Below are 13,570 nucleotides of genomic sequence, written 5' to 3'. Positions count from 1 at the left end.
TCGCTGCACGGTCACGCTATCCAGGGCGCCCTCCGCCTTCAGCGGTCCGCCTCGGAGCCTGCCATGACAATCACCGCCCGTCTGCGCACCATCGGCCTTGCGGTCTCGGCCGCCGTCCTCCTGACCACCTCAGTCCACGCAGCGGAGATCCATGTGATGATCTCCGGCGGCATGACGGCTGCGTTCAAGTCGCTCGTGCCGGAGTTCGAGCGGCGTTCGGGCCACAAGGTCACGATCGCCTACGGCCCGTCGATGGGAACGACGGCGAATGCGATCCCGGTTCGCCTCGAGCGCGGCGAGCCGGCCGATGTGCTGATCATGGTCGGCTATGCGCTGAGCGATCTCACCACCAAGGGCAAGGTGATGCCCGACAGCCGTGCCGATCTAGCCAACTCGCCGATCGGCATTGCGGTGAAGTCGGGCACGCCGCATCCGGACATCTCGAACGCCGACGCCGTGAAGCGCATGCTGATCGCCGCCAAGACGATTGCCTATTCGGACAGCGCCAGCGGCGTCTACGTCTCGACCGAGATGTTCGACAAGCTCGGCATCAAGGAGGAGATGAAGGGCAAGGCGCGGATGATTCCGGCAACTCCCGTCGGCGAGATCGTGGCCATGGGCGAGGCCGAGATCGGCTTCCAGCAGATCAGCGAGCTCAAGCCGGTGCACGGCATCGACATCGTCGGGCCGCTGCCGGCCGGGCTGCAGAAGATCACGGTGTTCTCGGCCGGTATCGCCATGGCAGCGAAGGAGCCGGAGGCCGGCAAGGCGCTGATCCATTTCCTGGGCTCACCGGATGCGCGCAAGACGATCGCCGAGAGCGGACTCGATCCGATCGTCAGAAGGTCTCCGAACTGATCCGATCGCATCGACGGCACAACGAAAAACTCTCCCTCGCACGACGCGCAGGGAGAGTTTCATGGGCGGAGTTGACGGCGGCGGACGGGCTCACTGCGTGAGCAGCGTCGACTCGCTGAGATTGTTGGCGCCGTACGCCTTCTTGAGCGTACCGTTGGCCTTGGCTTCGGTCATGAACTTCGTCACGAAAGCCAGCGATTGCGGCCGCTTCTGCGGCACCGCGACGGCGCTGTCCGTCTTCTTGAAGGTCTCGGCCAGCACCTTGGTGCCGGGGACCTGCTTGGCAATGAGGGTCAATTGATCACGCGCGAGCGCCAGCGCATCGATCTCCCCGGCCGACAGCAGGGCGTAGACCTCCTCGTAGGACTTGAAGCCGGTCACGGTCGCCTTCTTCAGGAACGCCTTGGCCCCACGCAGCACCGTGGTATCGTTGATGGCCGCGATCTCATGGCCGGCCTGGTCGAGCGACGCCATGTTGGGAATATCGAGACCGGCGCGGATGATGAACGTGGTCTCGACCGAGTCGTAAACCGGTCCGAACGAGACCTTGGTCTCGCGCTCGGAATCCTTCGGCATGAACGCCACATCCCAGATGCCCTTCCCCGCGTCATCCGTGATGGCATTGGAGTTCGGATGCTCGACGAACTCGACGGGCACACCGATCTGCGCCGCCATGGCCTTTCCGAGTTCGACCGGCACGCCGGCATAGCCGCTGTCGGACTTGACGCACCAGAATGCGCCGCCCGCAGGGCCGACGGCGATGGCGACCCGGAGCTTGCCGGTCGACGCGATTTCTTCTTTCAGGCCGGCTGCGAATGCAGTGTTGCCGATAACCGTGACTACCGCAGCTGCCAGGGCTGCATCACGCAGCCAGCGCCAGAACGCCATGGCCCTCTCCCATCCGATGCAAGTGAATCCAGACCGCACCTTGCCGGGAGCCCGTTAAATACAGCTTACCTTGCTTATGCAAAGCAGCATGCGGCGCGTAAAACTTGCGCGCCGCAATTGTCGATTCAAATAAGGCGATACCAAATACTTATTAAGTGCGCCTTAAACGCAGCGGCGCACCCAGACGCCGTTGACCAGCACCGTTCGGCAGGCCGTCGTCGCAGCAGCCACCGGCGGCTTACGGACGACCACGGCGCCGGCCGCGCCGGCACAGCCGGCACGGACGACGCCGCGTGCGCAGACAACGGCGTTGGCGTCCGACATCGACACGAAGGGCATCAATGCCAGGACGAAAAGGCCGCACAGGGTGGAAAGAACGATACGTGAAAGAATGGCGCGCATGTCGAACTCCTGATCATCATTGGTTAGTAAAATATCCACCCTGTTAGAACTTTGCCGAGCGCGCCGCCGCCTGACAACTGTGACAATTTGGGTGGATCGAAACAGCTGCGAGCTCGTGCCCGTCCTTGCGGCACTCCCCCAGCACCCATCTGGTTACCGACTAGCGGCGAACTGCGCGAGCATGCCCTTGCAGCTCGGCGACAGCGATCCCGCATTGGCCGCGAGACATTGCGCGATCCGGCCGCCGCCGGGCTCGATCCCGCTGCAATAGGCGCGCGCATCCGAACCGCAGGCAGCCCGGACGATGCGCAACTCCTCCAGCGGCCGCAGCGGCCGCAACACCATGGCGGGTGCCGCCGGCGCCGGCGTGGCAGCAGCCGGGGCCGTGGGAGCAGCCGCCACGGCGACGCTTTTCGCCGCCGGAGCCCCGCCGGCGCCCGCGATCGCCTGGGCGCAGGAGGCGGATACCTTGGCCTTGTTCTGCTCCAGACATTGCAGCGCCGCCGAGCCGCCGGGAGGCACGCTGCTGCAGACCTTGCGATAGTCCCCACTGCAGGCGCTGCGGATCGCCGCCACCTGGGCTTCGCTTGGCTTCGCAGCCGTTGCCGGCTTGGCCGGCTCTGATTTAGCCGTTGCAGCCTGCGCGGGCGCTGCGGGCGCCGGCAGCGCGGCCGTTTTCGGCGGCTCGGCCGGCTGGCTCGCTTCGGCTGCAGCCGGCTGGCTCGCTTCGGCTGCGGCCGGCTTGCTCGCGGCAGGCTGCGGTGCCGGCTTCGCCTCGGCGGCGGGCTTCGCGTCCGCCGCAGGCTTCGCTTCGGCCGCCGGCTCGAGCGCCTTCACCGCCGTCTGACAGGACGACGACAGGCTCGCCATGTTCTTCTGCAGACACTGAAACGCCGCAGCGCCGCCAGGCGGCACGCTGGCGCATTTCGACATGTAGTCCGACCGGCAGGCCGATTTGATCGCATTGCGCTGGGCGTCGGTCTGCGCCAGCGCCTGCGTTGCAACAAACCCGGTCGCGGCCGCCATGCCGAGAGCGAGCATCCATCTGAAGCGATTGATCATGGGCCGATCCTCAATGGTCTTGAGCGTCAATCCGTCGTCGCCAGCGCGGCGGCGTGCATGGCGTTCGATTGGAGCTCGTGAGTATGTGTTCGCACGCAAATTCGGCACCGCCGGCCGACCTCTCGTCATCCAGCGGCGCCCGAAGAAATGATGACGCAACGCTGCGCCGCCGATCGGCAGTTGGCAAGTGGGAAAAATTGGGTGGATCGGCATGGCGCGCAGATTTCTTCGTGCTGCGACTGCGCATTGCAGTTCCTCCGCTGAACGATTGTTGTTATTCAGGCGACCAACATTCTTGTTGTTTCTCGACGTCGACATTGTTCGCAGTCATTGCATATGGAAAGCGGAATGGCGCCGACCTGCCCGGATCGACCCACGTCGTCTCGACAAACTCCCACGGCATCCGCAGCCCCGAAGCTGCCCACGACGTCCGTGCCGCGAGCCGGATCCGTCGCACTTCTCATCAGTTCGGCGGCGCTGCTGCTCGCCGGCTGCGAGCAGAACAGCTACCAGCCGCCGCCTCCGCCAAAGGTCGAGGTGGCTCAACCGGTGCAGCGCACCGTGACGCGCTATCTGGAGGCCACCGGCAACACGGCGCCGGTCAAGAGCGTCGATCTCGTCGCCCGCGTCCAGGGCTTCCTGCAGTCGATCGACTACAAGGACGGCGACACCGTCAAGGAGGGCACGACGCTGTTCACGATCGAGCCGGAGACCTACAAGCTCAAGCTCGACCAGGCGCAGGCGGCCGAGGCCGGTGCGCAGGCCTCGTTCAAGCAGGCCGAGGCCGACTACAAGCGGCAGACCGATCTCGTCGCGCGCCAGGCCGCCTCGCAGGTCGCGCTCGACAATTCGACATCGGCCCGCGACAACGCCCAGGCCAATCTGCAGCAGGCGCAGGTCAACACCAAGATCGCCAAGGTCAACTATGGCTATACGAAAGTGACCGCGCCATTCGACGGCGTCGTCAGCGCGCACCAGGTCTCGGTCGGCGAACTCGTCGGGGTGGCGTCGCCGACCCAGCTCGCGACCATCGTCGCGCTCGACCCGGTCTATGTGAACTTCACCGTCAACGAGCAGGACGTGCTGCGCATCCGCGCCGAGGCGCGGCGCCGCGGCATGAAGGCGACGGATCTCAAGCAGTTCCCGATCGAGCTGGGCCTGCAGACGGAGAGCGGCTATCCGCACCAGGGCAAGCTCGACTACGCCGCGCCGACCGTCAATGCATCGACCGGCACGCTGGCCGTGCGCGGGGTCGTGCCGAATCCCGACCATGTGCTGCTGCCCGGCTATTTCGTGCGCATCCGCATTCCCGTGGATCGCGCCAATGACGCGCTGCTGGTGCCCGACTCCGCGCTCGGCAGCGACCAGAGCGGGCGCTACGTGCTCGTTGTGAACGGCGACAATTTGGTCGAACAGCGCAAGGTGAAAGTGGGACCGCTCGACGGCGGCCTGCGCGTGATCGATGGCGGCCTCAAGGCCGACGACCGCGTTGTCGTCGCGGGCCTGCTGCGCGCCATTCCCGGGCAGAAGGTCGATCCGCAGTTGAAGGCGATCGAGCCGGTCTCCGCGAGCAAATGAGGGCCGGCCGTGATCTCCAAGTTCTTCATCGAGCGCCCGGTCCTCTCCAACGTCATCGCGATCCTGATGATGCTGATCGGTGCCGTCGCGCTGTTCAACCTCGCGATCGCGCAATATCCCGAGGTGGTGCCGCCGACCGTGCAGGTCACGACGCGCTATCCCGGCGCCAGCGCCAAGACCGTAGCCGACACCGTCGCGCTGCCGATCGAGCAGCAGGTCAACGGCGTCGACGGCATGCTGTACATGCAGTCCTACAGCGGCGCGGACGGCAGCTATTCGCTGACGGTGACGTTCAAGATCGGCACCGATCTGAACTTCGCGCAGGTGCTGGTCCAGAACCGCGTCTCCAGCGCACTGGCGCAGCTGCCGCAGGCGGTGCAGAACCAGGGCGTCACGGTGCAGAAGCGGTCGACGTCGATCCTCTTGTTCGTCACGCTGACCTCGCCTGAGGCCAAGTACGACAGCCTCTATCTGAGTAACTACGCGACCATCAACCTGAAGGACGAGCTGGCGCGCCTGCCCGGCGTCGGCAATGTCACCGTGTTCGGCGCGGGGCAGTATTCGATGCGGATCTGGCTCGATCCGAGCAAGCTGCAGGTGCGCAACCTCGTGCCGCAGGACGTGATCCAGGCGATCCAGCAGCAGAGCCAGCAGGTCGCCGCCGGCCAGATCGGCGCGCCTCCCGCGCCCTCCGGCCAGGCGTTCCAGTACACGCTGAACGTCGCAGGCCGCCTCGATGAGACCAGGGAGTTCGAGGACATCATCGTCAAGACCGGCAGCAATGGCGACGTCACGCGCGTGCGCGACGTCGGCTCGGTCGAGCTGGGCGCGCAGACCTATGGCCAGATGTTCTCGCTCAACGGCCAGCCTGCCGTCGGCATCGGCGTGTTCCAGTCGCCCGGCGCCAACGCGCTGGAGGTGGAGAAGGCGGTCGAGGCCAGGATGGCGCAGCTGTCGAAGACGTTCCCGCAAGGCATCCAGTACGACACGCCGTTCGACACCACCAAGTTCGTCAATGCCTCGATCCACGAGGTCTACAAGACGCTGATCGAAGCCGGAGTGCTGGTGCTGATCGTCATCCTGATCTTCCTGCAGGACTGGCGCGCGATGCTGGTGCCGACCACGACCGTGCCGGTGACCATCATCGGCGCCTTCGCGGCGATGGCCGCGCTCGGTTTCACGATCAATTTGTCGACCTTGTTCGCGATTGTGCTGGCGATCGGCATCGTGGTCGACGATGCCATCGTCGTGGTCGAGGGCGCCGCGCACAACATCGAGCGCGGCATGACCGGCCACGACGCGGCGATCCGCGCCATGGACCAGCTGTTCGGACCGATCGTCGGCATCACGCTGGTGCTGATCGCCGTGTTCCTCCCGGCCGCCTTCCTGCCCGGACTGACGGGCCGCATCTATGCGCAGTTCGCGCTGGTGATCGCCGCCACCGCCCTGCTCTCGGCGATCAACGCCGCGACCTTGAAGCCGACGCAGTGCGCGCTGTGGCTGCGGCCGCCGGTGCCGCTGGAGCAGCGCAACATCCTCTACCGCGTCTTCAACAATCTCTATGCCCGGCTGGAGCGGCGCTACACAAATCTCATCGGGCGCCTCGTCAGGCACAGCACCGCGTCCGTCGTCGTCGCGCTGGTCCTGATCGCGGCCGGCGGCTACGGGCTGTCGCGCGTGCCGACCGGTTTCCTGCCGATCGAGGACCAGGGCTACCTGATCGCCGCCGTGCAGCTGCCCGACGGCGCCTCGCTGGAGCGGACGCAGCAGGCCCTCGACAAGGTCGGCGCCATTGCAAAGGCCACGCCCGGCGTCGCCCAGGTCATCACCATCGCCGGCATCTCCGCGCTCGACAACAGCGCCAGTCTCGCCAATGCAGGGGTCGCCTACATCATCCTCAGGGATTGGGAGGCGCGCGGCAAGGGCGAGGATTTGCGCTCGCTCGTCTACGGCCTCAACGACAAGCTCGCCGAAGTCATCGAGGCCCGCAGTCTCGTGCTGCCACCGCCGCCCATTCAAGGCATCGGCAATGCCGCAGGCTTTGCCATGCAGGTCGAGCTGCGCGACGGCAACAGCGACTATGCCAAGCTGCAGGCGATGACCTCCGCGATCGTCGCCAGCGCCCAGAGCCAGAGCGCGCTGCAGCGCGTGCAGTCGCCGTTCCGCGCGATGGTGCCGCAGTTCGACATCGAGATCGACCGGGTCAAGACCCAGACCCTGCACGTCACCACCGACCAGGTGTTCTCGGCCTTGTCGTCCTATCTCGGTGCCTCCTACGTCAACCAGTTCAACAAATTCGGCCGCGTGTTCCAGGTCTATGTCCAGGCCGATTCCGCGGCGCGGCTGACGCCGCGGCAGATCGAGAGCCTGATGGTCCGCAACCAGTCGGGCGACATGATCCCGCTCGGCACGGTCGCGACGGTGAAGCCCTCGGTCGGGCCGTCGCTGATCAGCCTCTACAACCTCTATCCCTCCGCGGCGATCGTCGGCCTGCCCGCGCAGGGCTATTCCTCCGGCCAGTCGCTGAAGCTGATGGAGGAGATCGCGGCGAAGACCCTGCCGCCGGGCGCGGGCTACGAATGGACCGCGATGTCGTATCAGGAGAAGGTCGTCTCCAATCAGATCTATCTCGCCTTCGCGCTCGCCCTCCTCCTGGTCTATCTCGTGCTCGCCGGCCAATATGAAAGCTGGTACGCCCCGGTCTCGGTCATCCTCGCCGTGCCGCTGTCGCTGCTCGGGCCGATGGCGGTCCTGACCGCGCTGAAGATCGACAACAATCTGTATGTCCAGATCGGCCTCATCCTCCTGATCGCGCTGTCGGCGAAGAACGCGATCCTGATCGTCGAGGTCGGGCTGGAGCTGCACGGCCGCGACGGCAAGCCGCTCATGGAAGCCGCGATCGAGGCGGCGCGGTCGCGGTTCCGGCCGATCCTGATGACCTCGTTCGCCTTCATCCTCGGCGTCGTGCCGCTGGTGCTCGCGACCGGGGCCGGCGCCAGCGCACGCAAGTCGATCGGCATCACCGTGTTCTCCGGCATGCTGGCCTCGACCTGCCTCGCCGTCTTGTTCGTGCCGGCGTTCTTCGTCGTGGTGCAGCGCTTCGAGAACTGGCGCGCGGCGCGCAAGGCCAAGCCGGTGATCGCGCAGCCGGCGGAGTGAACCATCATTCGGCGGGCACCTCCCGCAATGCCGGCCGCGCCACTGGGAGCTCCGGAGGCAGGATCAGCGCGGCGATGATTGCGACCAGGGCCAGCGCGGCGAAGGCCTGCAGCATGGTGACGAAGCCGCCGCGCTCGTACAGCCAGGCGACCAGGCCGACCGAGGCGCCGGCCGCGGTGAAGCCGACGAAATAGCGCACGGCATAGGCTCGCGAGCGCCACTCCTCCGCGGTGTACTTGCCGACCATGGCGTCGTTGACGGTGACCTGGCCGAATGCGCCCATGACGATGCCGATCGAGGCCAGGATCAGCGCCCAGTCGCGGGCATCGGCCGCGAGATAGAGCAGCGGTGCCAGAACCAGCGACAGCGGCAGCGCGACCGCCTTCAGTGTGTGGCGATCGAGCAAGCGCCCGATCGTGTACTGCGTCATCGCGCCGAACACGTAGACACCGGCCGCGATCACTCCGAGCAGCGCCGGGCTCTGCGTCAGCCCCGCCAGCCGCTCGGCGAACAGCTTGGGCAGCGCCACGGTGATCGCGTTGAACGTCGTGGAGATCGCGATCACCACCAGGAGCAGCGCCAGCACCACGCGCCACATCTGCTCGCGCGCCACGCGGGCCTGCGCCGCCGCCTGCTTCGAGCCGCGACGATCTTCATGCGCGACCAGCATCGCGAAGGCCAAGCCGATGCCGATCGTGATCACGCCGGGCACGATGAAGGCGAAGCGCCAGCCGAGATACTGCCCCACCACACCCGTCACCAGCGCCGAGGAGGCGACGCCGAGATTGCCGAAGACGCCGTTCAGCCCCATGTCGCGGCCGAGCCGGTCGGCATAGGACACCAGCATCGCGGTTCCCACCGGATGATAGATCGACGCAAACAGGCCGATCGCGAACAGCGCGGCACCGAGCTGCCACGGCGTCTGCACCAAGCCGACCGAGATCATCGACAGGCCGATGCCGAGATAGAACACCAGCATCATGTGCCGCCGGCTCCAGCGGTCGCCGAGCCAGCCCGTCACCAGCGCGCCGGCGCCGAAGGCGATGAAGCCCGGCGTCGCATAGGGCAACAGGTCCGCATAGGCCATGCCGAGCGCGGGGCCCATGATGATGACTGCAGCCGCGAAGATCAGCATCGCATAGTGGTCGATGAAATGGGCCGCGTTGACGAAGCCGATGACGCGGCGGGGGCTATTCATGGCGGTTCCTCGATTCCCGGACAAATCGGTTATACTGGCTCGCCCCAACGAGAAGCCGCCAATGACCATCGTGGACACGCCATTGAAGCCGCTCGGCGCCGACCGGGTGACGACCGAGCCCGGCGTGCACCTGATCGCGCGCAGCTACCTCAAGGGCGCCCGGCTCGATCCGCACATGCACCGGGAGTCGCAGCTGATCTACGCCTCCGCCGGCACCATGCAGGTGACGACGCCGCAGGGCCGCTGGCTGGTGCCGCCGGACCGCGCGGTGTGGGTGCCGGCGCGGCATGCGCATGCCATCGACATGCTGGCCGACAGCCAGATGCGCACGCTGTATTTCGAACTCGACTGGCTCGCACGCGAGGCGCGCGGTCTCAGGCTCGACCGCGAATTCGTGGTGCAGGTCTCGCCGCTGCTGCATCAGGCGATCCTCGCGCTGTTCGACGCCACCGGCGGGCCCGAGCGCACCGCCCTGCTGGTGCGCTTGGCCCTGCTCGAACTCCGCCGCGCCGAGGATTCCTCGACCTTCATTCCCCTGCCGCAGGACCCGCGCGCGCGGCGCGCCGCGCTGCTCGTGCTCGCCTCGCCCGCGAGCGAGCAGGATCTCGCGACTCTCGCGAGCGCCGTCGGCAGCTCGGCCCGCACGCTGTCGCGGCTGTTCGCGGCGGAGACGCGGCTGAGCTTCAAGGCGTGGTGCCAGCGCGCCCGCATCGCGGCGGCGATCGAGCGGCTGTCGACCGACCGTCATCTCTCGGTCAAGCAGCTCGCGGCCGATCTCGGCTACGCCAGCGTACCGGCGTTCTCGTACGCCTTCCGGCAGGTGACCGGCCGCACACCGACCGAATTCGCCGGCGCGAGGGAATGACGGCGCTACCGCGCATGCGGACAGCGACGGCGGCGTTGACGATTTGTTATGTTTGAATGTCGCTACCTTTGCCATAAATCCATGTAACATCACAGCCTGACGCTTTGCGGGATTCGACTGAGACCAGATGGCCAACGCCTTTTTTACTGACCTGATCACCACCATTTCCGAGCGCGGCCGGACACTGCTGCGCGGCGGCACGCCCGCGGTCGACAAGCACGATGCCGCCAGCCTCGCCGAGCTCTGCGAGGCGCTGGTGTCCGGTGCCGGCGAAGCTTCGGGCACCGCGATGGCCCGCGACGTGCTCGACGGCTATCACGATCTCGACGCCGACGGCCGCAAGGCGTTCTTCACCTCCCTGGTTCACGATTTCGGTCCTGACAATGCCAGGCTCACCAAGGCGATCGAGGCATGGCGCGCGGCGCCGTCGGACGAAGGCGCGAGCGCGCTGCATTTCGCCTCGGAGCCGCGGCGGCAGGAGCTGATCCGCCGCCTCAACCGCGCGCCGGGCGGCACGCCCGAGCTGGTCGCGATGCGCACCGATCTGCTGGATCTGCTGAAGTCCAATCCGGAACTCGCCGCGCTCGATCGCGACATCGTGCATCTCTTGAGTTCGTGGTTCAACAGGGGGTTTCTGGTGCTGCGCAAGATCGACTGGTCGACGCCGGCGAACATCCTCGAGCAGATCATCCGCTACGAGGCGGTGCACGAGATCCACGACTGGGACGATCTGCGCCGCCGCATCGATCCGGTCGATCGCCGCTGCTACGCCTTCTTCCATCCGGCGATGCCCGACGCGCCGCTGATCTTCGTCGAGATCGCGCTGACCGAGACCATCCCCGGCGCCATCGCGCCGCTCCTCGCGGTGGATCGCGCGCCGGTGCCCGCCGATCGCGCCCGCACTGCGGTGTTCTACTCGATCTCCAACACCCAGCGCGGCCTCGGCGGCATCTCGTTCGGCAACTTCCTGATCAAGCAGGTGGTCGAGGAGCTCCGCCGCGAGTTGCCGAAGCTCGACACCTTCGTGACCTTGTCGCCGGTGCCGGGCTTCATGGGCTGGCTGAAATCGACCGAGGATGCGACCGAAGAGGATCGCAACGTGCTGAAGCTGCTCAACGAGCCGCGCTGGGTCGAGGACGCCTCGATCACCGCGGAGCTGCGCACCGTGATCGAGCCGCTCGCCGCGCACTACTTCCTCAAGGCGCGCACGTCGAAGGGCAAGCTGATCGACCCCGTCGCCCGCTTCCACCTCGGCAACGGCGCCCGGCTCGAGCGCATCAACTGGCTCGGCGACCTCTCCGCCAAGGGCCAGCGCGAGTCGGCGACGGTGATGGTGAACTACCTGTACCGGCTCGAGGATATCGAGAAGAACCACGAGGCGTATGCGAACGAGGGCGAAGTGGTGGCGTCGAGCGCGGTGAAGAAGCTGCTGCGCGGCGAAGGCCGGCGGCTGCTGGATATGCGGTTGTCGTCGTAGTTGGGCGCTCACGAGACGGAACGCCCCCGCTACAAAGTCAGTGTCATCCCGGCGAACGCCGGGATCCACAACCACAGGACCTCGTTCGAGGCAGACCCGTCGTTAGACCCCGCCACGCCACGACCGCCGCGGCGTATGGGTCCCGGGTCGGCGCCATGCCGCGCGTCACGGCTTGCCCGGGACGACAGCGGAGCAAAACGGCCAGGGTTGTGACTCGCAATAGCGCCCATGGGGTTCTGCACTCACGCCACAACTACCGCCGTCATCCCGGCGAACGCCGGGATCCATAACCACAGGGCGTCGTTTGAGGCAGGCGAGCCGTTAGACCTTGGCAAGCTACATCCGCCGCGGCGTATGGGTCCCGGCGTTCGCCGGGACGACGATGAGGTTGGACCGCTTTCACATCTCAAACAGCTCGAAGGACGTGCGACCGCAGCCTCGCGGCGCGTGACGCCCGAGTGCTGCATCGGCAGGTCCCTCCGATCAAAGACAGAGGGCGCAGGGAAGACCGGGTGCTGGCCGCAACCCATGGCCCCCGTGCGTGAGAAAATGCACGGGGCAGGAACCACAGGTACGACCGGTGCATTCCGGCCTTCCCTGCGCGATGGTTGGAACGGTGTCCTTCGTGCTCTCCCTGGGGATCGGGCTCTTTTGCCCCCATCGCCCGCGCGTGCCGCCAAGCAACAACGCAGACTTGACCTCAGCGTCGAGAGGCCAGGACCACACGACTTCTCCGTCCGCAAGAACGCCGGTCGTCCACCGTCGCCGCTGCGGCCACCGCATCCTGCCCCGACGTTCGTGACGACGCGTACGCCCCTCCGCGATGAGGCAGGATGCGGGCAGTATTGCTGATTTTCGGAATTTGTCAAGAGCGAAGATTCAGGCCGCTCACGACGCCCTATCGGGACGCCGTGCGCCCGGCACACTCAGGACGCCTTCGCCTCCACGTGCCGTTTGAAATTGTCGAGAATGGCCTGCCAGCCTTGCTGTTGCATCTCGACCGGGTGCGTCGTTTCAGGATCGAAGACAACGCGGACGAGAACGCCGTTCGAACCGGTCTCGAAATGGACGTCCGCTTTCCGGTCGCCGAAGACGTAGGCGATCAGCTTGTGCTCGACGATCTTCGTGTAGGTCCCGGCGAAGTCAAAACCCATGCTGCCGTCCTTGGCCTCCATCCGCGACGAGAAATCTCCGCCCTCCCGCAGATCGACCGTGGCCTTGGTCGTATGCCAGTCGTCCGACGCAGCGTTCCACTTCACGATGTCTGCCGGCGTCGTATAGGCGCGCCAGACCTGATCGATCGGGGCTGCGACGGTGGTTTCGACGGTGATCCGCATGACCATTGCTCCTTGGCTCGATTTGACGGCTCGCTGCAGACGTGCAGGAGTTGTGCTCGAAGGACGATACAGACTGGCAGATCCCGACAGACGGATACGACAAATCTTGCCTCCAGGGATGAGGCCGCAGGCTTTGCGATGCGCAAAGCGATACGAGCGTCATTCGTTGCCGCCGCAGCGGTCACCGAATTGCCCTGTCACCGATTGAATTAACGGTACCACTCTCGATCTGTGCGTGATCCAAGCGATCGCGAGAACCACCGCCGAAAGCGATCAGCCCGGCTTGAACACCATCAGATAGAAGATGCCGATCATGGCCGTCGTTGAAGGCAGGCCCAGGAAGGTCCAGACCTTGAACAGCTTGTGATATTCGGCAGGCAATCCCGAGTTCGTCTCAACAGCCTTGCTCGAAAGGTCGACCATGCGATGCTGCAGCCACACGCCGAAGATCCAGCAGACGCCCGCGATGCACAGCAGCATCAAGGCCCAACCGAGCCAGCCGCTCGAAAGCGGGTAGTCCGCGATCGAGGCCATCCAAAATCCCGTGACCACCTGAGTGAGCGCCGCGAGGACGGTCATATAGAGTTCGACCTTGACGATAGGAGGCCCGAATTCCGCGATCCATCTGGTCTTGTGAGAACCATAGATAATGGTCCCGAGCACGCCGGCGAAGACGCCGCCACCGAACAGAACCGTAGCGCTGATGATGTGGATCAGTGTCAGCGTCTGATAGAGCATGACCCGGC

11 protein-coding genes are annotated in these 13,570 nt (G+C 65.9%); 5 read left to right on the top strand and 6 right to left on the bottom strand.

Annotated features, from left to right (window positions below; all coding sequences use genetic code 11):
* Positions 1-63: 63 nt before the first annotated feature.
* Positions 64-858 (top strand): extracellular solute-binding protein, encoded by a 795-nt coding sequence (locus tag QXZ94_RS33085; protein ID WP_315725547.1) that lies wholly within the window; start codon positions 64-66, stop codon positions 856-858.
* A 90-nt stretch (positions 859-948) separates the two neighbouring features.
* Here QXZ94_RS33085 and QXZ94_RS33080 read toward each other — a convergent pair whose 3' ends face one another.
* The 3 genes from QXZ94_RS33080 to QXZ94_RS33070 form a co-directional block, all read right to left on the bottom strand.
* Positions 949-1,746: a transporter substrate-binding domain-containing protein gene (locus QXZ94_RS33080; protein ID WP_172111151.1), complete on the bottom strand. Its 798-nt coding sequence runs from the start codon at positions 1,744-1,746 to the stop codon at positions 949-951.
* Between the two features lie 162 nt (positions 1,747-1,908).
* Positions 1,909-2,148, bottom strand: a complete 240-nt coding sequence (locus QXZ94_RS33075) for a hypothetical protein (protein ID WP_172111152.1) — start codon at positions 2,146-2,148, stop codon at positions 1,909-1,911.
* 153 nt (positions 2,149-2,301) lie between these two features.
* The gene (locus tag QXZ94_RS33070) at positions 2,302-3,210 is read right to left on the bottom strand and encodes a hypothetical protein (protein ID WP_315725541.1); all 909 of its coding nucleotides are present in this window, start codon (positions 3,208-3,210) and stop codon (positions 2,302-2,304) included.
* A 432-nt stretch (positions 3,211-3,642) separates the two neighbouring features.
* Between QXZ94_RS33070 and QXZ94_RS33065 the strand changes: the two genes are divergently transcribed.
* Together QXZ94_RS33065 and QXZ94_RS33060 are read left to right on the top strand one after the other, a co-directional pair.
* Positions 3,643-4,788 carry an efflux RND transporter periplasmic adaptor subunit gene (locus QXZ94_RS33065; RefSeq protein WP_315725539.1) on the top strand — a complete coding sequence of 382 codons (1,146 nt, stop codon included), beginning with the start codon at positions 3,643-3,645 and terminating at the stop codon, positions 4,786-4,788.
* Between the two features lie 9 nt (positions 4,789-4,797).
* The gene (locus QXZ94_RS33060) at positions 4,798-7,947 is read left to right on the top strand and encodes a multidrug efflux RND transporter permease subunit (RefSeq protein WP_315725537.1); all 3,150 of its coding nucleotides are present in this window, start codon (positions 4,798-4,800) and stop codon (positions 7,945-7,947) included.
* A gap of 4 nt (positions 7,948-7,951) precedes the next feature.
* On the opposite strand, the gene QXZ94_RS33055 is transcribed toward QXZ94_RS33060, so the two are convergent.
* Positions 7,952-9,145 carry an MFS transporter gene (locus tag QXZ94_RS33055; protein ID WP_315725535.1) on the bottom strand — a complete coding sequence of 398 codons (1,194 nt, stop codon included), beginning with the start codon at positions 9,143-9,145 and terminating at the stop codon, positions 7,952-7,954.
* Positions 9,146-9,206: 61 nt separating this feature from the next.
* Between QXZ94_RS33055 and QXZ94_RS33050 the strand changes: the two genes are divergently transcribed.
* Positions 9,207-10,010, top strand: a complete 804-nt coding sequence (locus tag QXZ94_RS33050) for a helix-turn-helix transcriptional regulator (protein WP_315725533.1) — start codon at positions 9,207-9,209, stop codon at positions 10,008-10,010.
* Positions 10,011-10,137: 127 nt separating this feature from the next.
* Positions 10,138-11,487 (top strand): malonyl-CoA decarboxylase, encoded by a 1,350-nt coding sequence (locus tag QXZ94_RS33045; protein ID WP_315725532.1) that lies wholly within the window; start codon positions 10,138-10,140, stop codon positions 11,485-11,487.
* 926 nt (positions 11,488-12,413) lie between these two features.
* On the opposite strand, the gene QXZ94_RS33040 is transcribed toward QXZ94_RS33045, so the two are convergent.
* Together QXZ94_RS33040 and QXZ94_RS33035 are read right to left on the bottom strand one after the other, a co-directional pair.
* Complete coding sequence (locus tag QXZ94_RS33040) at positions 12,414-12,824, bottom strand: SRPBCC family protein (RefSeq protein WP_315725530.1); 411 nt, start codon at positions 12,822-12,824, stop codon at positions 12,414-12,416.
* Positions 12,825-13,097: 273 nt separating this feature from the next.
* Positions 13,098-13,562: a DUF2269 domain-containing protein gene (locus tag QXZ94_RS33035; RefSeq protein WP_315725527.1), complete on the bottom strand. Its 465-nt coding sequence runs from the start codon at positions 13,560-13,562 to the stop codon at positions 13,098-13,100.
* Positions 13,563-13,570 lie beyond the last annotated feature (8 nt).

It is taken from the genome of Bradyrhizobium sp. SZCCHNS2022 (assembly GCF_032377575.1).
Taxonomy (GTDB): Bacteria; Pseudomonadota; Alphaproteobacteria; order Rhizobiales; family Xanthobacteraceae; genus Bradyrhizobium; species Bradyrhizobium aeschynomenes.
This window is presented reverse-complemented; position numbering and strand designations above follow the sequence as displayed.

Bases quoted from the DNA above. Each gene is read 5' to 3' on its own strand.
- QXZ94_RS33040 (WP_315725530.1), bottom strand. From the start codon at position 12,824: ATGCGGATCACCGTCGAAACCACCGTCGCAGCCCCGATCGATCAGGTC.
- QXZ94_RS33050 (WP_315725533.1), top strand. From the start codon at position 9,207: ATGACCATCGTGGACACGCCATTGAAGCCGCTCGGCGCCGACCGGGTG.
- QXZ94_RS33075 (WP_172111152.1), bottom strand. From the start codon at position 2,148: ATGCGCGCCATTCTTTCACGTATCGTTCTTTCCACCCTGTGCGGCCTT.
- QXZ94_RS33085 (WP_315725547.1), top strand. From the start codon at position 64: ATGACAATCACCGCCCGTCTGCGCACCATCGGCCTTGCGGTCTCGGCC.
- QXZ94_RS33035 (WP_315725527.1), bottom strand. From the start codon at position 13,562: ATGCTCTATCAGACGCTGACACTGATCCACATCATCAGCGCTACGGTT.
- QXZ94_RS33070 (WP_315725541.1), bottom strand. From the start codon at position 3,210: ATGATCAATCGCTTCAGATGGATGCTCGCTCTCGGCATGGCGGCCGCG.
- QXZ94_RS33045 (WP_315725532.1), top strand. From the start codon at position 10,138: ATGGCCAACGCCTTTTTTACTGACCTGATCACCACCATTTCCGAGCGC.
- QXZ94_RS33080 (WP_172111151.1), bottom strand. From the start codon at position 1,746: ATGGCGTTCTGGCGCTGGCTGCGTGATGCAGCCCTGGCAGCTGCGGTA.
- QXZ94_RS33055 (WP_315725535.1), bottom strand. From the start codon at position 9,145: ATGAATAGCCCCCGCCGCGTCATCGGCTTCGTCAACGCGGCCCATTTC.